Source organism: Palleronia pontilimi (assembly GCF_016412875.1).
GTDB classification, from domain to species: Bacteria; Pseudomonadota; Alphaproteobacteria; order Rhodobacterales; family Rhodobacteraceae; genus Palleronia; species Palleronia pontilimi.
This window is the reverse complement of the sequence record NZ_JAEKPD010000007.1, coordinates 37,135-61,846: the sequence shown is the minus strand read 5'-3', so window position 1 is coordinate 61,846 and position 24,712 is coordinate 37,135. Positions and strand designations below refer to the sequence as shown.

General features: G+C 66.3%; 28 protein-coding genes. 11 read left to right on the top strand and 17 right to left on the bottom strand.

Annotated elements, in window-relative coordinates; translation table 11 throughout:
- Positions 1-43: 43 nt before the first annotated feature.
- Positions 44-1,063 carry a ribose-phosphate pyrophosphokinase gene (locus ILP92_RS07420; protein WP_198915749.1) on the top strand — a complete coding sequence of 340 codons (1,020 nt, stop codon included), beginning with the start codon at positions 44-46 and terminating at the stop codon, positions 1,061-1,063.
- Positions 1,064-1,163: 100 nt separating this feature from the next.
- Here ILP92_RS07420 and ILP92_RS07415 read toward each other — a convergent pair whose 3' ends face one another.
- The 3 genes from ILP92_RS07415 to iolB form a co-directional block, all read right to left on the bottom strand.
- Positions 1,164-1,652, bottom strand: a complete 489-nt coding sequence (locus ILP92_RS07415; protein WP_198915748.1) for a GFA family protein — start codon at positions 1,650-1,652, stop codon at positions 1,164-1,166.
- Positions 1,653-1,791: 139 nt separating this feature from the next.
- Positions 1,792-2,970, bottom strand: coding sequence for a CaiB/BaiF CoA transferase family protein (locus ILP92_RS07410; protein ID WP_198915747.1), 1,179 nt, complete (start codon positions 2,968-2,970; stop codon positions 1,792-1,794).
- A 73-nt stretch (positions 2,971-3,043) separates the two neighbouring features.
- Positions 3,044-3,853: a 5-deoxy-glucuronate isomerase gene (gene iolB / locus ILP92_RS07405; RefSeq protein WP_198915746.1), complete on the bottom strand. Its 810-nt coding sequence runs from the start codon at positions 3,851-3,853 to the stop codon at positions 3,044-3,046.
- A gap of 301 nt (positions 3,854-4,154) precedes the next feature.
- On the opposite strand from iolB, the gene ILP92_RS07400 reads away from it, so the two are divergent.
- Both ILP92_RS07400 and ILP92_RS07395 read left to right on the top strand, forming a co-directional pair.
- On the top strand, positions 4,155-5,720 hold the full coding sequence (locus tag ILP92_RS07400) for an HWE histidine kinase domain-containing protein (protein WP_198915745.1): 1,566 nt from the start codon (positions 4,155-4,157) through the stop codon (positions 5,718-5,720).
- Between the two features lie 53 nt (positions 5,721-5,773).
- A complete protein-coding gene (locus ILP92_RS07395; RefSeq protein WP_198915744.1) occupies positions 5,774-6,193 on the top strand; it encodes a dihydroneopterin aldolase in 420 nt (139 codons plus the stop codon).
- Positions 6,194-6,236: 43 nt separating this feature from the next.
- On the opposite strand, the gene ILP92_RS07390 is transcribed toward ILP92_RS07395, so the two are convergent.
- Complete coding sequence (locus ILP92_RS07390; RefSeq protein ID WP_198915743.1) at positions 6,237-6,878, bottom strand: NAD(P)-dependent oxidoreductase; 642 nt, start codon at positions 6,876-6,878, stop codon at positions 6,237-6,239.
- A gap of 136 nt (positions 6,879-7,014) precedes the next feature.
- Positions 7,015-8,079: a DoxX family membrane protein gene (locus tag ILP92_RS07385; protein ID WP_198915742.1), complete on the bottom strand. Its 1,065-nt coding sequence runs from the start codon at positions 8,077-8,079 to the stop codon at positions 7,015-7,017.
- A gap of 335 nt (positions 8,080-8,414) precedes the next feature.
- Between ILP92_RS07385 and ILP92_RS07380 the strand changes: the two genes are divergently transcribed.
- Complete coding sequence (locus tag ILP92_RS07380; protein WP_198915741.1) at positions 8,415-9,650, top strand: glycerophosphodiester phosphodiesterase family protein; 1,236 nt, start codon at positions 8,415-8,417, stop codon at positions 9,648-9,650.
- A 37-nt stretch (positions 9,651-9,687) separates the two neighbouring features.
- Here the strand turns inward: ILP92_RS07380 and ILP92_RS07375 are convergent, their stop codons facing one another.
- From ILP92_RS07375 to ILP92_RS07350, 6 genes are all read right to left on the bottom strand, one after another.
- On the bottom strand, positions 9,688-10,590 hold the full coding sequence (locus tag ILP92_RS07375) for an HAD-IIA family hydrolase (RefSeq protein ID WP_198915740.1): 903 nt from the start codon (positions 10,588-10,590) through the stop codon (positions 9,688-9,690).
- A complete protein-coding gene (gene phnE / locus ILP92_RS07370; protein ID WP_198915739.1) occupies positions 10,587-11,396 on the bottom strand; it encodes a phosphonate ABC transporter, permease protein PhnE in 810 nt (269 codons plus the stop codon). Before phnE (ILP92_RS07370) ends, ILP92_RS07375 begins: the two co-directional genes overlap by 4 nt.
- Positions 11,393-12,187, bottom strand: a complete 795-nt coding sequence (gene phnE / locus ILP92_RS07365; protein WP_198915738.1) for a phosphonate ABC transporter, permease protein PhnE — start codon at positions 12,185-12,187, stop codon at positions 11,393-11,395. The genes phnE (ILP92_RS07370) and phnE (ILP92_RS07365) overlap by 4 nt, the downstream gene beginning before the upstream one ends.
- Positions 12,184-12,963 (bottom strand): phosphonate ABC transporter ATP-binding protein, encoded by a 780-nt coding sequence (gene phnC / locus ILP92_RS07360; RefSeq protein WP_198915737.1) that lies wholly within the window; start codon positions 12,961-12,963, stop codon positions 12,184-12,186. The genes phnE (ILP92_RS07365) and phnC overlap by 4 nt, the downstream gene beginning before the upstream one ends.
- 59 nt (positions 12,964-13,022) lie before the next feature.
- Positions 13,023-14,000, bottom strand: a complete 978-nt coding sequence (phnD, locus tag ILP92_RS07355; RefSeq protein WP_198915736.1) for a phosphate/phosphite/phosphonate ABC transporter substrate-binding protein — start codon at positions 13,998-14,000, stop codon at positions 13,023-13,025.
- Between the two features lie 227 nt (positions 14,001-14,227).
- Positions 14,228-14,989, bottom strand: coding sequence for an IclR family transcriptional regulator (locus ILP92_RS07350; RefSeq protein ID WP_198915735.1), 762 nt, complete (start codon positions 14,987-14,989; stop codon positions 14,228-14,230).
- 72 nt (positions 14,990-15,061) lie between these two features.
- Here ILP92_RS07350 and ILP92_RS07345 point away from each other — a divergent pair, with 72 nt between their 5' ends.
- From ILP92_RS07345 to ILP92_RS07315, 7 genes are read left to right on the top strand one after another with little or no spacing between them, the layout of a single operon-like run.
- Positions 15,062-16,417, top strand: a complete 1,356-nt coding sequence (locus ILP92_RS07345; protein WP_198915734.1) for a selenium-binding family protein — start codon at positions 15,062-15,064, stop codon at positions 16,415-16,417.
- Positions 16,414-16,782, top strand: coding sequence for a 2Fe-2S iron-sulfur cluster-binding protein (locus ILP92_RS07340; protein WP_198915733.1), 369 nt, complete (start codon positions 16,414-16,416; stop codon positions 16,780-16,782). Before ILP92_RS07345 ends, ILP92_RS07340 begins: the two co-directional genes overlap by 4 nt.
- Before the next feature lie 2 nt (positions 16,783-16,784).
- Entirely contained in the window at positions 16,785-17,249 is a 465-nt protein-coding gene (locus tag ILP92_RS07335; protein WP_198915732.1) for a CoA-binding protein, read from the top strand.
- 40 nt (positions 17,250-17,289) lie between these two features.
- Positions 17,290-17,679, top strand: coding sequence for a rhodanese-like domain-containing protein (locus ILP92_RS07330; protein WP_198915731.1), 390 nt, complete (start codon positions 17,290-17,292; stop codon positions 17,677-17,679).
- 27 nt (positions 17,680-17,706) lie between these two features.
- Positions 17,707-18,525, top strand: a complete 819-nt coding sequence (locus ILP92_RS07325) for an enoyl-CoA hydratase (protein WP_198915730.1) — start codon at positions 17,707-17,709, stop codon at positions 18,523-18,525.
- On the top strand, positions 18,522-20,132 hold the full coding sequence (locus ILP92_RS07320; protein WP_198915729.1) for an acyl-CoA synthetase: 1,611 nt from the start codon (positions 18,522-18,524) through the stop codon (positions 20,130-20,132). Before ILP92_RS07325 ends, ILP92_RS07320 begins: the two co-directional genes overlap by 4 nt.
- Positions 20,133-20,161: 29 nt before the next feature.
- Positions 20,162-21,316 carry a glycine cleavage T C-terminal barrel domain-containing protein gene (locus ILP92_RS07315; RefSeq protein WP_198915728.1) on the top strand — a complete coding sequence of 385 codons (1,155 nt, stop codon included), beginning with the start codon at positions 20,162-20,164 and terminating at the stop codon, positions 21,314-21,316.
- A 39-nt stretch (positions 21,317-21,355) separates the two neighbouring features.
- On the opposite strand, the gene ILP92_RS07310 is transcribed toward ILP92_RS07315, so the two are convergent.
- The 6 genes from ILP92_RS07310 to ILP92_RS07285 all read right to left on the bottom strand — a co-directional run bounded on the left by ILP92_RS07310 (position 21,356) and on the right by ILP92_RS07285 (position 24,677).
- Complete coding sequence (locus tag ILP92_RS07310) at positions 21,356-22,558, bottom strand: permease (RefSeq protein ID WP_198915727.1); 1,203 nt, start codon at positions 22,556-22,558, stop codon at positions 21,356-21,358.
- A gap of 30 nt (positions 22,559-22,588) precedes the next feature.
- Positions 22,589-22,993 carry a hypothetical protein gene (locus ILP92_RS07305; RefSeq protein WP_198915726.1) on the bottom strand — a complete coding sequence of 135 codons (405 nt, stop codon included), beginning with the start codon at positions 22,991-22,993 and terminating at the stop codon, positions 22,589-22,591.
- A 12-nt stretch (positions 22,994-23,005) separates the two neighbouring features.
- Complete coding sequence (locus tag ILP92_RS07300; RefSeq protein WP_198915725.1) at positions 23,006-23,197, bottom strand: hypothetical protein; 192 nt, start codon at positions 23,195-23,197, stop codon at positions 23,006-23,008.
- An 18-nt stretch (positions 23,198-23,215) separates the two neighbouring features.
- Entirely contained in the window at positions 23,216-23,692 is a 477-nt protein-coding gene (locus tag ILP92_RS07295; RefSeq protein WP_198915724.1) for a DUF411 domain-containing protein, read from the bottom strand.
- 64 nt (positions 23,693-23,756) lie between these two features.
- Positions 23,757-24,071, bottom strand: coding sequence for a hypothetical protein (locus ILP92_RS07290; RefSeq protein WP_198915723.1), 315 nt, complete (start codon positions 24,069-24,071; stop codon positions 23,757-23,759).
- Positions 24,072-24,113: 42 nt separating this feature from the next.
- Positions 24,114-24,677 (bottom strand): hypothetical protein, encoded by a 564-nt coding sequence (locus tag ILP92_RS07285; protein ID WP_198915722.1) that lies wholly within the window; start codon positions 24,675-24,677, stop codon positions 24,114-24,116.
- Between the last annotated feature and the right edge of the window lie 35 nt (positions 24,678-24,712).

Genomic DNA, 24,712 nt, shown 5'->3' with positions numbered 1-24,712 from the left:
GGTGTCAATTCCGCGAATCGCGCCGCCCAAGGAACCGCTGCCCATGCCGACGACCACCGAGCCGAAACTGATTTCCGGCAATGCGAACCGAACCCTGGCGAAGGCGATTTCCCGGCGGATGTCCATGCACCGGGGCCTGAATATCGGGCTGGTGGATACGCGGGTCGAGCGGTTCAACGACGCCGAGATCTTCGTCGAGGTCTACGAGAACGTGCGCGGCGAGGACATGTTCATCATCCAGCCCACGTCCAACCCCGCGAACGACAACCTGATGGAATTGCTCATCATGTCGGACGCGCTGCGCCGGTCGTCGGCGGCGCGGATCACCGCCGTGATCCCCTATTTCGGCTACGCGCGCCAGGACCGGCGCACCAAGGCCCGCACGCCCATCACCGCCAAGCTGGTGGCCAACATGATCGTCGAGGCGGGCATCGAGCGGGTGCTGACCATGGACCTGCACGCGGCCCAGATCCAGGGCTTCTTCGACATCCCGGTGGACAACCTTTACGCCAGCCCGGTCTTCGCGCTGGATATCGCCCACGCGTTCAAGGACCAGATGGACGACGTGATGGTCATCTCGCCCGACGTGGGCGGCGTGGCGCGCGCGCGCGAACTGGCCAAGCGGATCGGCGCCCCGCTGGCCATCGTCGACAAGCGGCGCGAACGGCACGGCGAAGTGGCCGAGATGACGGTGATCGGTGACGTGACCGGCAAGACCTGCATCGTGGTCGACGATATCGTGGACACCGCGGGCACCCTGTGCAAGGCGGCCGAGACGCTGATCGCGGCGGGCGCGAAGGAAGCGCATGCCTATATCACCCACGGCGTGCTGTCCGGCCCGGCGGTCGAGCGGGTGACCAATTCGGTCATGAAATCGCTGGTGATTTCCGATAGCATCGAGCCGACCGAGGCCGTCAAAGCCTGCCCAAACATCCGCATCGTGCCCACCGCGCCCATGTTCGCGCAGGCGATCCTGAACATCTGGCACGGCACGTCGGTCAGCTCGCTGTTCGACCCCGAAACGCTGGGCCCGATCTACGAGGGGCTCTACACCGCCGAGTAAGACGGCGCGCGGTGGAAGGTTGGCGGACAGCCGGGACAGGTGCGCCGCATGCCGTTTTTTGCGGGGTGAAGCGGGCAGTTGGGTTTAGCCCCAAGTCAAACTATCGCTCGACCAGATATGGTGCTGCATGAACGCTTGGTTCGATTGGAGTACCGTCGATCTGGGCGGCATGGCGGGCAAACGTCTTGGCGTCGGCCGGAAGGATCGTTCCTGGGCGCGCTTCTGAAACAAAGATGTGTTTGCTGTTCTCAGGCGTGATCTCGATAGCCGCCGGATCATCGAGTGTGCCGATATAGAGGCCCAGTCTGTCGGGCCAGCGCTCGAACGTCAGGGCGAGTTTGGTCCCGCATGCCGGACAGAAGTGAACTTGAACTTCCTTCCCACTGCCTTTGGACGTGAGTTTGAACACAGACGGACTGCCTTGGGTAAACGCAAAGTCCGCGCGTTCGAATATGGGTTCAATCATTCGGTCCGAACCAGTTGCACGTTGACAGAACGCGCAATAGCAGACCGTTACCCAAAGCGGTTGGCTGCCGGTATCGTAGCTGATCGTGCCGCAAAGGCAGCGGCCACTCAGTCCAAGCGCCATGTCCATCCCCTGCTGATTTGGACCATCGCTATTCTACCTACATATCCGATACGGCCAGCGATGACACCCGGCGCAATCTCCACCATGGGCATTGCGCAGAGCTTCGGGGAAAGTTCCGCAATCGCCCGGATCACGGTCTTCAGGTGTCGCGGAAGCGCGACAGGATTTCTTCGGTGTCCTCGCCCAGATGCGGCGGGGCGCGGTCGTAGCGGACGGGTGTGGCGCTGAATTTCAGGGGGTTGCCCAGCAGGCGCACGGCGCCTTTCGCCGTGCCGGGTTTGGCCATCTCGATCACCATGTCGCGGGCCTTCGCCTGCTCGCTGTTCAGCGCCTGGCCCACCGTCTGCACCGCCGACGCGGTGACCGAGCGCGCTTCGAGACCGGCGACGATCTCGGCCACCGGGCGTTTCGCGAGGGCGGGGATCAGCACGTCCATCAGCGCGTCGCGGTTGCGGGTGCGGGCGCGGTTGGTGGCGAAGCGGTCGTCTTGTGCCAGGTCGGCCAGGCCCAGGAAGTCGCAGAACCGCACGAATTGCGCGTCGTTGCCCACCGCGACCACCACGTGCCCGTCGGCGGCGTCGAACAGCTGGTAGGGCACGATGGCGGGATGGGCGTTGCCGTGGCGCTCGGGCTCGGTTTCGGTTTCCAGGTAGGTGGTGCCCACGTTGATGAGCCAGGCGAGCTGCGAGTCCACAAGCCCGATGTCGATATGCTGCCCCTGCCCCGTGCGGTCGCGGTGGCGCAGCGCGGCGAGGATGCCGTTCGACGCGTAGAGCCCGCAGATCACGTCGGCCACGGCCACGCCCACCTTCACGGGCTGGCGGTCGGGCTCGCCGGTCAGCGACATGATCCCGCCATAGGCCTGCGCCATCAGGTCGTAGCCGGGCCGGTCCGCGTTGGGCCCGGTCTGCCCGTAGCCCGAGATAGAGCAATAGATCAGCCCCGGGTTGAGCTTCAGCAAGGCGGGCGCGTCCAGACCGAATTTCGCCATGCCGCCGGGTTTGAAATTTTCCACCAGGACGTCCGCCTCGGCCGCCATGGCGCGGATCGCGGCCTGGCCGTCACCGGTCGAAAGATCGACGAGGACCGAGTACTTGTTGCGGTTGGCGGACAGGAAATAGCCCGACAGGTCCGTCTCGGCGCCGTGTTCGTCCTTGACGCTGACCGGCCCCCAATGGCGGGTGTCGTCGCCGCCGGTCTTGGGGTTCTCGATCTTCCAGACCTCGGCGCCCATGTCGCCCAGAAGCTGCGTGCAGGTCGGACCCGCCAGCACCCGGGTGAGATCCAGAACCTTTATCCCGTCAAGCGCGCCTGCCATGTCCGTCTCCTGTCACCCTGAAGCCTGCATCTAGGGCGGATCGCGGATGGTCCCAGCCCGCCGGTCCGCTGGATCAGCCGTCGCGTTCCATGATCCAGGCGTGGTCGGGATCGGGTTGGAACCGCCATTTGCGCAGCGGGCCCGCCATGACGTTCAGGTAATACATCTCGTAGCCATAGGGCGCGGCGCAGGGATGGTGGCCGCGCGGCACGAGCACCACGTCGCCGTCCTTGACGGCCATCATCTCGTCCAGCGCGCCGTCCTCGGTATAGACGCGCTGCATCCCGAAGCCCTGGGCGGGGTCGAGACGGTGGTAATAGGTTTCTTCCAGGTAGGTCATGCGGGGAAAATCGTTCTCGTCGTGACGGTGGCTGGGATAGGACGACCAGTTGCCCGGCGGCGTGAATGCTTCGCAGACCAGCAGCGACGACGCCACGTCGCGGTCTTCCATGGCGATGCTGTGGATGAAGCGCTGGTTCTGCCCCTTGCCGCGCGGCGTCAGCTCGATCCCCTCGGGCCCGAGGCGGCGCATGGCGTGGCCACTGTCGGCGTCCCACGGCGCGGTGCAGACGGCCAGCGTGCAATCTGTGGTCGCGGTGGCGCTCCAATCGCTGTCGCCGGGCACGTAGAGGCAGTGGGGTGGCGTGCGCTCGAACGGGGTCATGCGCTGGCCCATCTCGCCCAGCGCGGTGCCGCCCGCGACGATTTCGGCGCGGCCCTCGACCAGAACCAGGATCGCCTCGCGGTTGCCGGTGGCTTCGGCCGCGGTGTCGCCGGGCGCCAGGCTGTAAAGGGTGAAGCCCACATAGCCCCATTCGGCGCTTTCGGGCGTGATCCGGTGGACCTTTCCGCGGGTTCCGGACGGCTTGACCAGCAATTTCATTCGATCGCTCCCCTTGGTGCGCCACCGATCGGTTCCGGCCCCGTGCCCCCTGCGGCCATGTGCAAAGGCGCACGGACGCGGGCGCGCGGGGCTGATCCCGTCTTGCGTCCGGTTGAATTGTGTCCGACGGTCATGCGCTGACGTTCCATCCGATTAAGGCTATCCGAGCCCGTGTCCAGATCCCACCCCGGTCGGACGTTTCTACGACTGAAGCGGCCCCGGGGAAAGCCGGGCATTTCCGAAAAAGACCTAATCGTATTCGTAATTTGCACGCCCTGTCCGATTGACGCAGTATCCCCCCATGAGCAGCCGCACCGACCTTTCGCACCTGTCCGACCTGGACGCGCAAGCCGTCACCTCGGAGGATCGGCTGCGGGCGCTTGCCGCCAGCCAATTGCTGGATTCCCCGCCCGAAGCCGTCTTCGATCGGGCTGTCGAGCTGGCCACCCACGTGCTCGGAACGCCGGTGGGCCTGCTGTCGCTGGTGGACGGGCATCGCCAGTTCTTCAAGGCGCAGACCGGCCTGCCAGAGCCCTATGCCGCCGCGCGGGAAACGCCGCTCAGCCATTCGTTCTGCAAGTTCGTGGTGGGCCTGGATGCCCCGCTCGTGGTGCGCGATGCCCGCCTGGATCCGCTGCTGAAGACCAGCGGCGCGATCCCGGACCTGAACGTGATCGCCTATCTCGGGGTGCCGGTCCACGGCGACAGGGGCCATGTCCTTGGATCGTTCTGCGCGATCGACACCAAGCCGCGCGACTGGACCGATCACGAAAGGCAGGTGCTGGAAACGATCGCCGTCGGCGTCGAAAGCGAGATCGCCTTGCGGGCCGAGCTGAAACGGCGGAAGGAAGCGGAACGGGCGATCCAGCAGGCCGAGGAGCGGCTGAGGCTTGCCCTGCGCGCGGGGCGTCTTGGCACGTTCGACTTCGATCCGCGCACCGGCACGGCCAATTGGGATGCGGCGATGTACGATCTGTGGTGGATCGAGCGCGATGAAGACCACCCGTTTTCCGTCGCGGGGACACGGGTTCACCCCGACGACCGCGCCGCCGACGAGGCCGCGCGCAAGGCCGCGCTCGACCCTGCCGGTGACGGACAGCAGCAGATCGAGCTCAGGATCGTGCACCCGGACAGCGGCGACATCCGCTGGCTGCATATCGACGGGGCCGTGTCGTTCGAGGCGGACCAGCCCGTGCGGGTGGTCGGCATGGCGCGGGACGTGACCGCCCGCCGCAAGGTCGAGCTTCAGAACGCCCTGCTGGCGCAGGAGTTGAACCACCGGGTCAAGAACCTGTTCGCCATCACGGCCGGCATGATCGCGCTCACGGCCAAAAGCAGCGAGACGCCCCAGGCGATGGCGGCCGTGCTTCGGGGACGGGTCCACGCGCTGGCGACCGCCCACGAACTGATCCGGCCCGCGATCGTCGGCACGCCGGATGCGGCGGAAGCGACGACGCTGGACGCGCTGGTCGGCGCGATCCTGTCGCCCCACCAGGGACACGACGCGACGCTGAAGATCACCGGGCCGCTGACCGATCTGAGCCCCAGGGCCGCGTCGAGCCTGGCGCTGGTTCTGCACGAGCTGGCGACGAACGCGGTCAAGTACGGCGCCCTTGCGACCGAGTGCGGATTGCTCTCGGTCAGCTGGGACATCGACGCGCCCGCGGCGCCGTCCGAAACGCTGGTGCTGAAATGGATCGAGACTTGCCCGGACGAACGCGACACCACGCCCCCGATCGAAGGCTTCGGCTCGACCCTGATCGACGTGACGGTCACGTCCCAGATGGATGGGGCGTGGCACCGGGATTGGACCCCCGCGGGGCTTTCCGCGACGCTCAGGATCCCGATGCAGAACCTGCGGAACTGAAGGCGCGCCCCGTCGCTTGGTCCGGGCGGACCGTGAAAGGACAATCCAAGGACATGCCCCTGCGCAGCGCGATCGAACTGAAGGATCTGCAGATCACGACCCGGATCGGGACCTACGGCGTGCACGACGTGGTCCCGACGGCGCATATCCTGGACCTGGTCCTGACCATCGATCCGGCGCTGGTGCTGATCGGCACCGACGGGATGGACCGTGTCTTCGACTATGACCCGTTGATCAAGGACATCGACGGCCTGGCACGCGACGGCCATTACGAGACCCAGGAACGGCTGATCACCCGCATCGTCGAGGCTTGTGCCAGCTACGCGCAAATCGAAGCCGTGGAACTCATGCTCTGCAAGACGCCGGTGCTTGGCAAGACCGGCAGGCTGGGCGTGCGGATCGCGGTCGACGCGGACGCGCTGGACAAGATGCGCCCGCGCCCGGCATCGGCCCTGGACGGCACCGGATGGTGAGCCCGGCGGCCGGTCTTGGCGGACACGCGACGCCGAAGGATCGCTAGCGGGACAGGACCACGTCCGCGCGAATGTCGAGATCATCCTCGACCGCGTCGATCAGGTAGGACGCCACGTCGGCGCGCGACACCAGCCCGTTGCGCCAGTCCGACGGGTCGCGCAGTACCTTCATCCGCCCCGATTTCGCTCCGTTGGTCAGGATGACCGGGCGCACGATGGTCCAGTCCAGATCGCTTTGCACGATCAGCTCTTCCTGCCGGTCCTTGTCGGCATAGGGCCTGCCCAGGATGGCCTTGTGGCCCAGGCTTTCCAGCTTGCTCATGGCGCTGCGCGACCGGCCTGCGCCGAACCCGGTGACGGCGACAAGGCGGCGTGTGCCGCTGGTCTTCATCGCCTCCAGCAGCACCCGCGTGCTGTCCGAGAACAGCGTTTCCTTTTCCCACAGCATGGCCAGGCGTTCGTTGATCCCGAGCGCGTAGATCACGGCCCTGGCGCCCGACAGGACCGCCGCCACGTCATCGGGATCGCGCGCATCCCCGGCGAAGGGCTCGACAAGATCCGTCGCGTCCAGCTTGTCGGCACTGCGGGCGAAGGCGCGCACGGACAGGCCCCGCGTCACGGCTTCCTTCATGGCAGCCGCACCGATGCCAGAGGTGGCGCCCATGATGACGATGGGACCCGCCATCAGGACGTGCTCCGGTCACGGGCGCGATCCGGGACGGCCGACGCGCCGGCACGGACGTGTCCGGCCGGATCACCGCGCCGTCCGTCGCGGGTCGGGGTCGACCTTGTGTCGCTGGGATATTCGAAGGTGTTATTCGTCACGGTGTCTCGCCTTGCGGGGTATGGGTTTGTGGATAAGATCGCGTCGTGCGGCCCTGGTCACGCAGGCCAGCCGCGTCGTCGCCGGTTGCCACAAGGCCCACCGGAAGGTGATCCGTGATCTTCAAGCGGCGGCCGTAGCCGAGCAGAAGCAGCACGAGGGCGGACCCGATGATCGGCATGTGGCCGATGAATTCGACCATCGCGGCCTCGTTGTTGCCCTGAAGGATGAACACGATGTTCGACAGCGCCATCATCACCGACAAAGCGAAGACCGCCAGCCGCGTCGTGGTGCCAAGGATGAGCACGATCCCGATCGCCGCCTCGACCATCCCCGCGGCCAGCACGAAAAGGCGGTCGTCGAACAAGGGGATCCCGAAACTGTTCATGAAGTTCCACTGGTACTGCGCCACGAAAACCTGCCCCAGCGCGGATGGGGCCAGCTTTTCGCCCACCGCGAGCGCGACCAGCGAGATCCCGGTCCAGATGCGCATAATATCCACCGAATAGGGTTTCATGGTGTTGCTGAGATCCTCGTCCTCGATCGCGTTGAACAGTAGGAAGAAGGCGATGCCCACGATGATCGCGTATTCCAGCGCCGCGAGGATGCCGAAAACGTATGCCACGCCGACCTGAAGCAGCAACATCGACAGGGCCGCGTATTTCACCCAGCGGTTGGCGATCAGCATGATGCCGATGGCGGCCTGCAGGATCAGCAGCGCCATGCCCAGCGGCCCGTCCGCGACCTGGTGCGGGGCGAGCAGCGCGCCCTCGTAGGCCGTCAGAAGGAAGCTCATCCCCGTGAAGACCCGCAGGATTTCCATGAAATCGTGCCGCCACTTGGTGCCCGGGATGCGCGGGACCGGCAGCTTGTCGTCAAGCCAGACCGAGGCAAGCACAAGCCCGGCCGCGACGAGCCCCCAGAACAGGAAAGCCGGGGACGCAAGCCCGTAATTCGACGGCACATCGGCGCTGCTGTCCACGAACCACCTGACATGCGCGAAGGCCGCCGTTCCGGACAGGGACGCAATCCCGGTCACGATGAAGATCAGCCTTGTGTTCATGGCTCGCTCCTAAAGGTTCCCCAAACCCAGCCGGGCGCGCGTCCCGCTTGTCGCGTCAACGCCCTACATTTGCCGATTTAGGACCACCCTGCCCCCCGAACACCCAGAGCGACCTTACGACGCGGAAGCGCCGACGCGGCGAAGGACCGGATCGCGGGCGGCGGGGCGGACATGGCCGCGGCGGCCCGGGTTTTGCGACGGCGCGCGGGACCTGCCGACGTGATGAGACCGGACCCGCGGACCGTTGCCTTGGACCCCTGCGCGTGGAACACTCCGGCCGTCGTCCGGGCCGTTCGAATTCTGGATCGACCAAATGAAAAAGGGAGGAAATTCAGATGAGATATTCCATCATGTTGGCGCTCGCGGCCGGTATTCCCGCAGCCGGGCACGCGCAGGACACCGACGCATCCGGTCCCGCCATGAGCTATGGCCAGCGCCCGGCCTACCTGGTCGACAAGCTGCCCGAGGGCGAGCTGAAGGACACGCTGGGCGCCTGTCTTGGACAGACGCCCGAGCGGACCGAATTCTCGATCGGGCATCGCGGCGCGCCGCTGATGTTCCCCGAGCACACGGTCGAATCGAACGTCGCGGCCGCGCGGCAAGGCGCGGGCATCCTTGAATGCGACGTGACCTTCACCGAGGACAAGCAGCTGGTCTGCCGCCACGCGCAGAACGATCTGCACACCACCACGGATATCCTGACGACCGACCTGGCCTCGACCTGCGTGACGCCGTTCCAGCCCGCGTCGGGCGATGCCGATGCCACGGCCGAGTGCCGCACGTCCGAGATCACGCTGGACGAGTTCCGCACGCTGACGCCGAAGATGGATGCGGCGGATGCTTCCGCGACCACGGCCGAGGCGTATCTGGGCGGCGTCGCGCCGTTCCGCACGACGCTCTATTCGGATGGCGCGCAGTTGATGACCCACGCCGAATCGATCGAGCTGTTCCGGTCACTCGGCGCGAAGTTCACGCCCGAGCTGAAAGCGCCGTCGGTGGAGATGCCCTTCGACGGCATGTCGCAGGAAGACTACGCCCAGATGATGGTGGACGAATACACCGCCGCGGGCGTCCCGCCCGAAGACGTCTGGCCACAAAGCTTCAACCTGGACGACGTCAAGTACTGGATCGACAACACCGACTTCGGTGCGCAGGCCGTGTATCTGGACGACCGCTACGAGGCCGAGGATGAAGACGAGGGCCTGATCGACCCCAACGATCCCGCGACCTTCAAGCCGACCATGCAAGAGCTTGCGGATATGGGCGTTCAATACATCGCGCCGCCGCTGTGGATGCTGCTGACGCTGGACGAGGCGGGCGAGATGGTGCCGTCGGCCTATGCCGACGAGGCCAAGGCCGCCGGGCTCAACATCATCACCTGGACGCTGGAACGCTCGGGTCCGCTGTCGGGTGGCGGCGGCTGGTATTACCAGTCGGTGGCGGACACGATCGACAATGACAGCGACTACCTGACCGTGCTCGATGCGCTGGCGCAGGATGTGGGCGTCGTCGGCGTGTTCTCGGACTGGCCCGCGACGGTGACCTTTTATGCCAACTGCATGAACCTGTGACCCTGCGTCCCCGCGGCGGATTTGCCCGCCGCGGGGATCAGATCCGTCCGACGATCAGGTCGGGCACGATCCCGGACCGCGCGATGGCGTCGTCCACGTCCAGCCCCTTCAGCGACCCGAACCCCGTGACCAGCGCGGTGGCGACGCCCATGTGGCGCCCGCCCAGGATATCGGTGTGCAGCGTATCGCCCACCATCAGCACGCGCGCGGGCGGCGGCGGGGCATCCAGCCGTGCCAGCGCCAGCTCGAAGATCTGCGGAAACGGCTTGCCCAGGAAGACGGGCGCGATCCCGGTCCGGTCGGCGAGCCCGTGGGCGAAATGGCCGGGCTCGCGCGACAGGCCGTCCTCGCGCGGGGCGACGATGTCGGGATTGCCGACGATCACGGGGCGCGGCCGCGCCCGCATGGCGTCTTCCAGCAGGGCTTGGCGGTGCTCGGTCCAGCCGTCCGATCCGACCATCAGCACACCGTCGACCGCGTCGTAATCGGCGGGATCGTCGCCCAGGAAGGTCGTGCGCAGCCCCGCGAATTCGTCCATGTCATGGGCGTCGGTCAGCATCAGGCCCCAGTGGCGCGGCGGCTGCCCGGCAAGGCAGGCCAACAGCGCCTCGCGGCTGGTGACCACCTCGGCGGGCGCGAAATCGAAGCCCAGCCGCGCGTAGCGGTCCATCATCATGCGCTTCGGATAGCCCGCCGAGTTCGACACGACCGCCACCCGTTTGCCCGCCGCCCGGAGCGCCGCGATGCGGGCGGCCGCGCCGGGAATGGCCGTCTCGCCCACGTTCAGAACGCCATAGGCATCCAGCAGGATCAGGTCGTAGGGATCCGCGACATCGGCCAGGGTGTCGGCGCGTGCGGGGTCGGCGGTGAACTCGGCGGGCGGCAGGCGATGGCGGATGGCAAGATAGGCTTCGAACGCCGCCGCGGCGTCGCCGCTCACAGGATGCGGCGGCGCAGGAAGGCCGACACGATCTCGCCCAGGATCACCAGCGCCAGGATCGCGATCAGCACGGTCGCGGCTTCGGGCCAGTTGAACGTGTCGATGGCGCCTTGCAGGATGATGCCGATGCCCCCCGCGCCCACCAGCCCCAACACAGTGGACTCGCGCAGGTTGATGTCCCAGCGCAGGATCGACACCGCCCAGAAGGTGGGCATCACCTGGGGGACGATGGCATAGGCGATGACCTGGAAGCGGGACGCGCCCGTCGCCTCGAGCGCCTCGACCGGGCGCTTGTCGATTTCCTCGATCGCCTCGCCCAGCAGTTTGCCGATGAAGCCGATGGAGCGGAACATGATCGCCACGATGCCGGCCAGCACGCCGGGGCCGAAGATCGCCACGAAGAGCAGCGCCCAGATGATCGTGTTGACCGACCGCGACGTGACCAGGATCAGCCGCCCCAGCCACAGGGTCGCGCGGTTCGGCGTGGTGTTCTGCGCGGCGATATAGGCCACCGGCAGCGACAGGATGACCGCGATGGCGGTGGCGATGGTGGCGATGTTCACGGTTTCCAGAAGGATCCGCAGAATCGCGCCCAGGTTGGTCACGTCCGGCGGGTACATGCGCGCGAAGAGGTCGCCCATCTGGGCGGGCGAATCCCAGACCCAGGCCCAGACCACTTCGATCGAGCCCAACGCCCAGGCGATAAGGGCCGCGCAGACGGCGAAGATCAGGAAGCGGCGGGCCTTTTGCTTCGGCGTGTGGCGCGACCAGTCCTCGCGCCCGAATTGTTCGGAAATGCTGGTCATGCCACCCGCTTCCTGATGTAGCCGCTGACCCCTTCGGAGACGAGGATCACGGCCACGATGACGATCGTGATCGCCAGCGCGAAGTCGTAATCGTAGCGCCCGAAGGCGTTGGCCAGCGTCGCGCCGATGCCCCCTGCCCCGACGATCCCGACCACGGCCGAGGCCCGCAGGTTCGAATCGAGCTGGTAGATCGTCAGACCGATCTGGCGCGGCATGATCTGCGGGAAGATCGCGTAGAACAGCGTCGAGAAATAGGGCGCTCCGGCGGCGCGCAGGGCCTCGACCTGGCCGAAGTCGATTTCCTCGATGCGTTCGGCCAGCATCTTGGCGACGAAGCCCACGGAATAGACGATCAGCGTCAGGACACCCGCGAAGGGGCCGAAACCCACGGCCTTGACGAAGATGATCGCCACGATCACCGGGTGGAAGCTGCGCGCGACGATGATGATGGCGCGGCCCAGGTAGAAGATCGGTCGCGGGGCGACGTTCCTTGCGGCCATGAAGGCGATGGGAATGGACAGCGCCACGCCGCCCGCGGTCGCCAGCACGGCGATCTTGATGCTTTCCAGGAAGCCGTCGATCAGCAGGCTGCTGCGCTCGAAGCTGGGCGGGAAGGCGCCGCCGAAGATGCGCCCCGCGCGCCCGATGCCGTCGGACACGCGCACCCAGTCGATGGGGATCGTCGCGACGACCCAGATCACGTAGGCGGTGGTGCCGATATAGACGGCCCAGCGCAGCCACGGGTTGGCGATGAAGGGCGGGCGGCTCCAGGTGTCGGGATGATCGCTCATTGGGCGGCCACCGGATCTTCGCCGCGATCGGCGTGCGGACTGCCGGAATAGATCCGGTCCATGGCGTCCTGGTCCAGCTTTTCGGGCAGGTCGTCGAAGATGATCCGCCCGTAGCGCATCCCCACGATCCGGTCGGTGTATTCCTTGGCCTCGGTCACGTTGTGGATGTTGATCAGCACCGGCAGCTTCAGCTCGCCCGCAAGATCGCGCAGCAGGCCCATGATCTGCTCGGACGTCTTGGGGTCCAGCGATGCGGTCGGCTCGTCGGCCAGAAGGATGTCGGGATCCTGCATCAGCGCGCGCACGACGCCCACGCGCTGCCGCTCGCCGCCCGACAGCTGGTCGGCGCGGGTGTTGGCGTAATGGGCGATGCCCACGCGCTCCATCAGCTCGTAGGCGCGGCGGATGTCCTGCTTGGGATAGCGGCGCGTGATCGCGGCCCAGGTCGAGATGTAGCCAAGCCGCCCGGATTGCACGTTTTCCATCACCGTCAGCCGCTCGACCAGGTTGAAGCCCTGGAACACCATGCCGATCTTGCGGCGCGCCGCGCGCAGATTGCTGCCGCTGAGCTTCGTCAGCTCGGTCCCGTTCAGCACGATGCTGCCGGAAGTCGGCTCGACCAGCCGGTTGATGCAGCGCAGCAGGGTGGACTTGCCCGCGCCGGACGATCCGATGATCGACACGACGCTTTCGCCTTCGATGGTCAGGTCCAGGTTCTTCAGAACCGGGTCACCGCCGCTGCCGTAGCGTTTGACCAGGTCGGTTATCTTCAACATCCGCGTGCTCCCCCGACGAGGGACCGGCGCGCGGGCGCCGATCCCCGATCCGTTGCGGATTATTCCGCCGCGAGTCCCTGCGGCGTGTATTCGACCCCGTTGGCGCGCTGGATCTGGCGGATGACCTTCCACTGATCCTTGTAGGTGATGGGGATGAACTTGCTGACACCGGTGAATTCCTCGCCCAGCTCGGTGCCCGCGAAATCGAAGCTGAAGAAGGCTTCTTCGATGGCGTCTTTCAGCTCGGGCGTCAGGTCGTGGGCATAGGTGTAGGACGTGGTCGGGAACGGGTCGCTTTCCCAGACGATGCGCACTTCCGCCGGATCGAACAGGCCGCGTTCCGCCATCCGGTCGACCACTTCGGACGCCACCGGCGCCGCGTCGTAATCGCCCGCGACGACGCCCAGCATCGACTGGTCGTGGCTGCCGGAATACGTCACCTCGTAATCCTCGTCCGGGACGACGCCCAGATCCGGGAACAGCGCGCGCGGCGCCTGGTTGCCCGAATTCGACGTGGGCGAGGTGTGCGCGATGCGCTTGCCCGCCATGTCGGCCACTTCCTGGATGTCGCTGTCGGCCTGGGTATAGACCTGCAGCTTGTAGCCGAACTGCCCGTCTTCGGATCCCATGATCGCGAAGGGCACGGCACCGGCAAGGTTCACCGCGAAGGGCGTGGGCCCGGTGGAGAAGCCCGCGATGTGCAGGCGGCCCGAGCGCATGGCCTCGACCTCGGCCGAGTTCGACTGCACGGCGAAGAACTGCACGTCCTTGCCGGTGACCTCTTCCAGGTGCTCGATGAACGGGGTCCAGATGTCTTCGTAGATCGCCGGATCCTCGACCGGGGTATAGGCGAAGACGAGCGTGTCGGGATCGCGCAGCTGGCTTTCGTCCTCGGGCGCGTCGGCGACCAGGTCACCATCGGCGTCCGTGTACTGGCTGTCCAGAGCGGCGGTCTCGGCGTCTTGCGCGAAAGCCGCGCCCGCGGTCAGGGTGATCGCCGCAAGCAGCGCCGTTCCGTATGTTGAAAGTCCTGGCATCGAATGTCCTCCTCCCAGTGGATCAAACTTGTCCGCGGCCACCATGGCGCCGCAGTCGGCGGGATGACAACACCGAACGGCGGGATTTGCAACAAGCGCCGGAGAACGGGCGACATGCGCTCCGGCAGGCCTGGCCCGAAGGGGGGATAGCAAGGCGGTGAAAGTCCGGCTTCCGGAAAGCCGCCATGGCGGACCGAAGGGTCAGGCGTCAAGCGGGCGGCGCGTCGTCAGCCCGCGGCCTTCGCATCCGAAGCGGTATCCCAGCCCATCCGGGTCGCCAGGTCCTGCGCGATCGCGGTGATGCGAAGCCCGAGCTCGGCCCGGAATTCGGGGGTGAAGACCCGCGTCGACCCGGTCGCGCCGATGGACATGGTGGCCCCCGGACCGCCCGGCGCGAGGGGCGCCGCGACGGAACACAGGCCGCGCTCGATTTCCTCCACGCATTCGGCGTAGCCCCGTTGGCGGATCGCCGCGAACTCGGCCTGCAGGTCATCGGCATCGGTCACCGTGAACTCGGTATAGGCGCGCAGGCGGCCCGCCATGTCGTCCGTGGCGAACAGCCCCGGCGAATGCGCGGCGATGGCCTTGGCGCAGGAACAGGCATGCATGGGCCGCTTGCCAAGGCCCGGATGCAGGTAGGACACGCCGGTGTCGGGGGTCTCGACCCGGATGATCTCGACCGCCTTGCCGCGCAGGCGCGACAGGAAGAAGGCCGCGCCATGCTCGGTCGCGGCGGCCTTCAGGACCGGCCCCACCACCGCCAGAAGCGCCCGGTCGGACTGCGCGCCGTGCACGATCCGCTTCAGCCGCGCGCCGATGGCGAAGCGGCCGCGCGACACCGGCTCCAAGAGGCCCGCACCCGCCAGGTCCTGCACCAGCCGATACGCGGTCGGCTTCGGCAGACCGGCGCGGTCGCAGATCTCCGCCACGGTCGAGTCGTCCGCATCGCCGACGACCTCGAGAATGCGGATCAGACGTTCCAGATGCATGATTTCACCTTGTGAGAACTTCAATATCGGATTACGAGAATAAGGACTGACTCGCAAGGGAGGAGTGCGACGATGGACAAGACCTGTTGCGGACCGGGCTACGCAAGTCCCGCAGCGGCCATCAAGGCCCCGCGCGAGAAGCTGCTTTACACCATCGCGATCTATACCGGGACGGGCATCCAGAAGCCCGACTACCTGGCGACGATCGACGTGGATCCCGACAGCCCGACCTACAGCCAGGTCATCCACCGGCTGGAAATGCCCGGCATCGGCGACGAGCTGCACCACATGGGCTGGAACGCCTGCTCGTCCTGTCACGACGACGCGGGGATGAGCCGGAAATACCTGCTGGTGCCCGGCGTGCGATCCAACAACATCCATATCGTGGACACCGCCACCGACCCGCGCGCACCGCGTCTGCACAAGGTGATCGAGGGCGCCGAGATCAAGTCGAAGGCGGATCTGAGCGGCCCGCACACGGTGCATTGCCTGGGCTCCGAGATCATCATCTCGTTCCTGGGTGACGCCAAGGGCGAAGCCCCGGGCGGCTATCTGCACCTGAACAAGGACTTCGAGATCATGGGCCGCTGGGAAGCGTCCATGGGCGACATCCCGTTCAGCTACGATTTCTGGTACCAGCCGCGCCACAACGTGATGGTGAGCTCGGAATGGGCCGCGCCCAACACCTTCATGCCTGGCTTCGACCTGGAAGAGGTGGGCCACCTGAAATACGGCCGCCGTCTGCATATCTGGGATTTCGAGGCCAAGAAGCCGGTCGAGACCATGTATCTGGGCGAGGACGGATTGATCCCGCTCGAGGTGAAATTCCTGCACGATCCCGACAGCAGCCACGGCTTCTGCGGCGCGGCGCTCAGCGCCAACGTCATCCATTTCTGGAAGTCCGAGGCCGGCAAATGGGAATGGGAGAAGGTCATCGACGTCGAGAACGAGCCGCATCCCGAATGGCCGATCCCGGTGCCGGGCGTGATGTCGGCGGTGCTGGTGTCGATGGACGACAAGTACCTGTACCTCAACAACTGGCTGCACGGCGACATGCGCCAGTACGACATCACCGATCCGCACAACCCCAAGCTGACGGGGCAGGTCTGGATGGGCGGGCTGCTGGGCCGCGCGCCCGAGATCAACGGCGTCAAGGTCGCGGGCGGGCCGCAGATGTACCAGCTGAGCCTCGACGGCAAGCGGCTTTACGTCACCACATCGCTGTTTTCCACCTGGGACAACCAGTTCTACCCCGAGATCCGGACCCAGGGCGGGGTCATGGTGATGATCGACTGCGACGTGGAAAACGGCGGCATGACGATCAACCCGGACTTCATCGTCGATTTCGGGCAGGAACCGAACGGCCCCTCGCGCTGCCACGAATCGCGTTATCCGGGCGGCGATTGCACCAGCGACATCTGGCTGTGACCGGGACGCGGACCATAACGCTCGCCAATCGCGACGGCGCGACCTACCGCGTCGAAGCGCGCCGCCCGCTGCTGGACACGCTGCGCGAACAGGGTGTCGATCTGCCCTATGGCTGCAAATACGGCGGCTGCATCACCTGCGCGGCCAAGCTGGTCGATGGCGAGGTCGATCAACGCCGCCAGACGGCGCTGAACAACCGGCAGATCAACAACGGCTACGTGCTGCTTTGCGTGGCGCGCGCCGTGACCGACTGCACGCTGGAGATCGGCGTCGAAAGCCACGACAAGCTCTACCGCAATCCGTTTCTCAATCCGCTTGAGCCGCACGAGCTGAAGGCGGATATCGCTACCCCCAGGGAGGTGTGACCATGCCCGCTGTCGCCATCGACGACCTGTACGACTACGACCAAAAATACCTGGCCGAGATCCTGAAATCGGTGAAGACCATCGCCATGGTGGGGGCCAGCGCCGACAAGACGAAGTTCAGCTACGGCGTGCTGCGGGTGCTGCACGAGACGGGCTACGACATGATCCCGGTGAACCCGAACCCGGCGGTCACCGAAATCCGCGGCATCCCCGTCTATCCGTCGCTGGAATCGATCGACCGCCCCGTGGACATGGTGGAAGTGTTCCGCCCCAAGGAAGAGCTTTACGGCATCGCCGAGAAGGCGATCGCCATCGGGGCGAAGGTGCTGTGGGCGCAGATCGGGGTCTATGACGACCGGGCCGCGAAGCTGGCCGAGGATGCGGGATTGAAGGTGGTGATGAACCGCTGCCCCAAGATCGAGCTGTTCCGCCCGTTCTGGAAGCCGCGACTGGACCTGACCATATGACGCGGGCGGCCACGCGCCGCCCTGGCAAAGGATGAAGACCATGCCCCAGACCATTTCGAAAAGCGCGCAAGAGATCGTGAAAGCGGCCATGGCCGAGGTGCAGAACATCACCGCCGACGAGGCGCTGGCGCTGCAGGGCTCGCCCGACCACGTCTTCGTGGATCTGCGCGACGGGGCCGAGCAGGAAAAAACCGGCATGATCGCGGGCGCCATCGCGTCGTCGCGCGGGATGGTCGAGTTTCACATCGACCCCGACAGCCCGGCCCACAAACCGGCATTCAACCAGGACAAGACCTACGTGTTCTATTGCGCCTCGGGCGGACGGTCGGCCCTGGCGGCGAGATCGGCGATGGACATGGGCCTGTCGCCGGTGGTCAACATGGCGGGCGGCGTGGCCGCGTGGAAGAAGGCCGGCGGCACGTTGATCTGACGCGACGCCCAGCAGAAGGACGACAAGATGGGCCATGACGGCACCCCGATCACCGACGAACTGTTGCTGCGCAGCGATGCGGACGGCATCGCGGTTCTGACGCTGAATGCCCCGAAATCCATCAACGCCCTGTCCGAGGCGATGCTGGGCGCGCTGTCCGACACGCTCGACACGATCGCGGCGGATCGCAGCGTCAAGGCGGTGATCCTGCGCAGCGGCGGCGCGCATTTCTGCGCCGGTCACAATCTCAAGGAAATGACCGCCCGTCGCGCCGATGCCGACGGGGGGTACCAGTATTTCCAGGATCTTTTCGCCAAGTGCTCGGCGATGATGCTGCGCGTGGTCCGCCTGCCGCAACCCGTCATCGCCGAGGTGCGCGGCATCGCCACCGCCGCGGGCTGCCAGCTGGTCGCGTCCTGCGACCTGGCCGTGGCGTCCGAGGATGCGAAATTCGCCACGTCGGGCGTCAATATCGGCCTGTTCTGCTCGACCCCCATGGTGGCCCTCAGCCGCAACGTGCCGCGCAAGCTGGCGATGGAGATGCTGCTGCTGGGCGACTTCCTGCCCGCCGCCCGCGTGGCCGAAATGGGGCTGGTGAACCGGGTCGTGCCGCTGGACGGGCTGGAAGCTGCCGCGATGCAGATGGCCCGCACCATCGCCGACAAGTCGCCCGCCGCCGTCAAGATCGGCAAGCGCGCCTTCTACGAGCAGCTCGAGATGCCGCTGGAAGACGCCTACGCCTTCGCCGGACGCACCATGGCCGACAACATGATGGCCCGCGATGCCGAGGCCGGGATCGGCGCGTTCACCCGCAAGGAAGCGATGCCGGAATGGGCCGGGGAATGAATTTCAACGGTCCCGAACTGGCGCGCAATGGCGCCAATCACACGGCCCTGTCGCCGGTATCGATCCTGAAGCACGTGGAGCGGGTGCATCCCGAACTGCCCGCCCAGATCCACGGATCCATCCGCCGCAACTGGGGCGAGGTGGCCGAAAGGTGCAAGCGGCTTGCCTCGGCGCTGGCGGCGCGCGGCGTGGGCAAGGGCGACACGGTCGCGCTGATCGCGCCCAACATCCCCGAAGCCCTGGAATGCGCGCTGGCCATCCCCATGCTGGGCGCGGTGCTGAACGCCAACAACACGCGGCTCGACGCCGATACCATCGCCTATATCCTGGAGCACGGCGAGGCGAAGGTGCTTCTGGTCGATACCGAACTCTCGGACCTTGCGCGCGACGCCATCGAGAAGTCGGGCCGCGATCTGCTGGTCGTCGATATCGAGGATCCCGAAGGCCCCGGCGGCACGCGGATCGGCGCGCTGACCTACGACGCGCTTCTTGCCGAAGGCGATCCCGGTTTCGCCTACACCCTGCCCGACGACGAATGGGATTCGCTGGCGCTGAACTACACGTCCGGCACGACGGGCCGTCCCAAGGGCGTGGTCTATTCGCATCGCGGCGCCTGGATGAACGCGGTCAACAACGTGGTGACGTGGGAGATGCCGCATTATCCCGTCTATCTGTGGACCTTGCCGCTGTTTCACTGCAACGGCTGGTGTTTTCCCTGGACGATCACCCTTCTGGCGGGCACCCATGTCTTCCTGCGCGCGCCCCGCGCCGACGCGATCTACGACGCCTTCGCCGATCACGGCGTCACGCATCTCTGCGGCGCGCCGATCATCATGTCGATGATCGCGGGGGCCGAGACGAAGCGCGACTTCCCGCAGAAGATCAAGATGATGACCGCCGCCGCTCCGCCGCCCGCCAGCGTGATCGGCAAGATGGAGGCGATGGGCATCTCGGTCACCCATGTCTACGGGCTGACCGAAGTCTACGGCCCGGCCGTGGTCTGCGCCGAAAAGCCCGACTGGTCGGACCGCCCCGTGGCCGAACAGGCCGAGCTGAAGGCGCGGCAGGGCGTCGCCTACGAGCTGGAAGAGGACGTGCTGGTGCTGGATCCCGAAAGCGGCCAGCCGGTCCCCTGGGACGGCGACACGCTGGGCGAGATCGTGTTCCGCGGCAACATTGTGATGAAGGGCTACCTGAAGGCCCCCGACGAGACCGCCAAGGCGTTCCGGGACGGCTGGTTCTGGTCCGGCGATCTGGCCGTGCAGCACCCCGACGGCTACATCGAGATCCGCGACCGCTCGAAGGACATCATCATCTCGGGCGGCGAGAACATATCGTCGATCGAGGTGGAAAAGGCGCTCTATTCCCACCCCGCCGTCAACATGGTCGCCGTCGTGGCGATGCCCGACGAGAAATGGGGCGAAGTTCCCTGCGCCTTCATCGAGCTGTCCGGCGAGGCTACGGAACAGGAATTGCTCGATCACGCGAAGGCCCGCCTGGCGGGATTCCAGCGGCCCAAGAAGATCATCTTCGGAGAGCTTCCGAAGACCAGCACCGGCAAGATACGCAAGAACGAACTTCGGGACCTGGTCCGCCAGACCGGCTGACACTCCCCCCTACGATTGGACACTGGAAAATGGCACACGAACTCGAATTCGCCCAGTTCAGCTTCGGCACGCAGGTGCGCAAGTCGCCCTACTCGGATGCGGCGCTGCGTTGGGGGGCCAAGGGCTTCTCGGTCTATAACCACATGTATATCCCGCGCGATTTCGGCGACCCGGCCCAGAACTTCTGGAACCTCGTCAACGACGCGATCCTGTGCGACGTGTCGGTGGAACGCCAGGTCGAGATCAAGGGCCCTGACGCCGCGAAGTTCACCCAGTATCTCAGCTGCCGCGACCTGTCGAAAACCGAGGTCGGCCAGTGCAAGTATATCCTGATCACCGATCAGCACGGCGGCATCATCAACGACCCGATCCTGCTGAAGCTGGCGGAAGACCATTTCTGGCTGTCCATCGCCGACAGCGACGTGCTGCTCTGGGCCCGCGGTCTTGCGGTCAATTCCGGCATGGATGTCGAGATCTCGGAACCCGATGTCTCGCCGCTGCAATTGCAGGGCCCCAAGTCCCGCGACGTGTTGCGCGCGGCTTTCGGCGAAGGGCCGCCCGATCTGAAATACTACCGGTTCATGGAATACGACTGGGACGGCGTGCCGCTCATCATCTCGCGCACCGGCTGGTCGAGCGAGCTGGGATACGAGATCTTCCTGCGCGACAGCAGCGCGGGCGACCGGCTGTGGGAACACCTGATGAAGGTGGGCGCGCCCCTGGGCCTGAAGCCCGGCCACACCTCGAGCATCCGCCGGATCGAGGCGGGGATGCTGTCCTACCACGCCGACATGAACCTGGCCAACAACCCCTACGAGCTGGGGCTCGGGCGCCTGGTCGATCTGGACATGGAGGCGGATTTCGTCAGCAAGGACGCGCTGCGCCGGATCAGCGAGAAGGGCGTGAAGCAAAAGCTCGTGGGCGTCGAGATCGAGGGCGAGCCTTTCGTGGGCTCGAACGATTTCTTCTGGCCGATCCTGGCCGACGGCAAACAGGTGGGCACGGTCACGTCCGCGATCTATTCACCGCGACTGGAAAAGAACATCGCGCTGGCCATGATCGCGTCGGACCAGGCCGAGCCGGGCACCGAACTGACCGTCGACAAGCTGAGCGAGACTCGCGCCTGCACGGTGGTCCCGATCCCGTTCTTCGATCCGAAGAAGTCGCTGGCGGCGGCAAGCTGATCGGGCCTTCCGCCCGCGGGTGACGTGCCGGTCACGGCGTCACCCGCCGACGGCAAGTCCGATGGCAAGCCAGGCGTAGGACAGGATGGCAAGGACGAAGAGCGCCTTTTCCACCACGCCCGCACCGATGGCGAAGCTCCAGCCCGAGCGGGCGATCTTCCAGGCCAGGAACCCGAGGCACAGCGCGCCGAAAAGCAGGTTCAGCCAGAACGTGTAGTCGATGGCGAAGAATTCGCGGTCCGTCACCGTTCGCACCTGCTCGGCCGACGGCAACAGGCCGAAGGCCGCGAAGCCGTAATGCAGGATCATCGCCGTCGCCACGAGCACGACCAGGAAGACGCCCAGGATATACAGCGCCATTCTCCATCCGTAATACTGGGCGTTGACCCGCAGCACCGGGATCACCACCAGGTCCGAGAAGATGAACGCCATGATGCCCGCGAAGGCGACGCCGTTGCCATAGAGCACGGCGGCCAGGGGGATGTTGCCCATGGACCCGATGAAGGTGAAGAACGCCGCCACCGGGCCGACCAGCGCCTGCGCCAGCAGCTCGAAGAAATTCGGATCGTCGCCGCCGATGAACAGCCATTCGAAGAAGGAACGCGGGACAAAGGCGGCGATGATGCCCGCGACGGTGAAACCTACGGTCACGTCCTTCCAGACCATCATCCATTCCATGACGTAACGCTGCGCGACCATGGCCCAGCTGTCGCGCGAGCTCAGCTTGTCGCGCCACGAGGCGTCCGATCCCTCGGCCTCGTCGTCGTCTCCCTGGCTTTCCTGCGCCTTGCGCCGCGCCTCGTCGATCGGGGCGATGGGGCGCGTCAGCCGGATGACGAGCCACATCAGCCCGATCAGGAGCAATCCGCCCACGTATTCGCCGACGACGAATTGCCAGCCCAGGAAGATCGCGATGATGATGCCAAGCTCGACCACCAGGTTGGTCGACGCGAGCAGGAAGGCCAGCGACGGCACCAGACCCGCCCCCTTTGCAAACAGCGCCCGCGTCCCCGACAGCGCCGCGAAGCTGCAAGACGAGCTGACGAAGCCGAAGAACGTGCCCATGGCGACCGAACGCGGACCGGCCTCTCCCATTTTCTCCTGCATGGTCTGGCGGGTGACGAAGACCTGGATCATGGACGAGATCAGGTAGCCGAGCCCGAAGGCCCAGAACGCCGTCCAGAACAGGCCAAGCGTGGTCGTTGCGGCGGAATGCCAGGTGTCGAGAAAGCTCTGCGTCATGTTGCTCGCCTAATTCGGGTTTCGACTGGGTTAGCGACTGCCCCCTCGGAATTGTTCCGGGCGGATTGTGAGCAGCCAGGCCCCGAGCACCACATCGACCCCGATACAGAACGGCCCCCACCAGTCGGGCGCCGGTCCGTCGAGGCTGGCATGGGCGATGGCGTCGAACACCCCATGGCCGATCAGCCCGAGCCCGATCCAGACGAACCGCGTCCGGTATCCCAAGATCGCGATCCCGGTGAAAAGCGACGCGATGGCGGCGTGGAACAGGACCTGGACCAGGTCCCCGTTCTCGACCGCGAAGACCGGGTAGAACAGCGCGATTGCCACCAGCGTCACGGGCCCCGCGGCCCTGTCGCGGGACATGCCGCTCAGGTGAAACAATGCGATGGCCAGAAGCGCGAACGCGACACCAAGGAACAGGGGCAGCAGCATCGTGGTGGTCCGTCAGGTATGGGCGGGCAGCGTCTCGATTGTCCCGGTCGCGACCGGGGCACGCAGGATCGCGGCGCCGACGCGGGCCGGACGCGGACGCGCCCCGTAGCGCGCCGCCCGGCGCAGGTTCTCAGGACCCGCGCCGACCGGGGCGCACGGCATCACGACCGATCCCGCCACGCGGGCGCGACCGGCCAGGGCCATGGGCCGACGGTGCATGGCTCAGACGGCGAAGGGCCGCGGCGTGCCCGCGCGGTAGAAGACCGCCCCCGCACCCGCCGCGCCGCCGAAGGCGATCACGTCGAACCGCGCGGTGGGGTCGTCGCCCATGCCGGGCGAGCCCATGGGCATGCCGGGCACGGCCAGACCGGTGATGTCGGGCCGGTCGCGCAAGACCGCCTCCACCGCCTCGAAGGGCACGTGGCCCTCGAAGACGTAGCCATCGCCCTTGACCGTATGGCAGGACACGAGGTCCGCGGGCACGCCCAGCGCCGCCTTCTGCGCGTCCGGGTCGCTCAGGTCCTCGACGGTGACGGCGTAGCCGAGCGCCCGCGCCAGGTCGGCCCAGGCATGGCAGCAGCCGCAGCCGGGCGTGGACAGGACATGCAGGGCGGTCGGCGCGGCGGCGCGAACGGGCCCGGTGGCAGCCACAAGGGCAAAGCCCCCGAGGCCAAAGAGAAAGTTTCGACGGTTGGTCATGGGTGTGGTCCTTGAACGAATGGAAAGGCGCGATGTTGCGCGCTGTCTGACGGATATGGCGCCGTCAGGCTTTCGGGGGACCGATGGGCGTCTCGGGCAGGTGCTGGACCGCCATCACCGTCGCCGCCGGTGCGAGCCGAAGCCGCGTCGGCGCCGATGTGGCCGGTGCCGCATCGGGCGTCTCGGCAAAGACGTCCCCCAGGCAGGGGGCCGCGCGGCTCGACAGACCGTCGCAGCAGGACATTTCCGACGTGCCATGGTCATCGTGCGGCATCTCGGTCATCGCCACGGCGCTGCCCTGCGGCGCGGCGTGGGCCGCGTCCAGGCTGGCGACGAACAGCAGCGCCAGGGACAGAAGGGCAGAGAGAAATAGCTTCATCGTGCGGAAAGATAGCGATGCCAGCCGCGTCCCACAACCGGATCACCCGCCGTGGGGCATCTCGCCGCGGGCGATCGACAGATGGTGCATCCGGTGGTGATCCTGGCTTGCCATGAGCCCGAAGAAGCCAAGCGCCCTGATCCGAGCGGTCGTGCCGGGATCGTCGCTGGTGACGGTCAGCGCGACATGGTCGTCGCCCACCTTGGCCGAGACGGTCCAGTCGGTCTGGCCGCGCAGCTGATCTGCATGAGCCGGGACCATGCGGCTCAGCGCCGCCAGGACCTCTGGCCCGCCGGTCGCACGCGCCGTAAGGCCGCCCGCGATCTCGGTGGTCTCGGCGACAGCTTCTGTCGCCAGCAGGTCCATATCGACCAGATGGGCCCGCAAACCGTCCAGGTCGACGCGCGGCCAGTCGGTCTTCGGGTCCGCTTCCAGCACGCGGACGACTTCGGAAAGGGCTGCGAAGGCACCTTGGCCGGGCTCGCGCAGGGTCGCGGAAGGGGCTCCGTGGATCATCCCTTCGCTGTGGACGGCATTCTGGGCATAAGGTGCCGTCGGCAGGGCAAGGGCAACGGCAAGGGTCGAGGCGGCGGCGAGACGGATCATGCAAAGCTCCTGTTTCTGTGTCGCGATCACCCTAC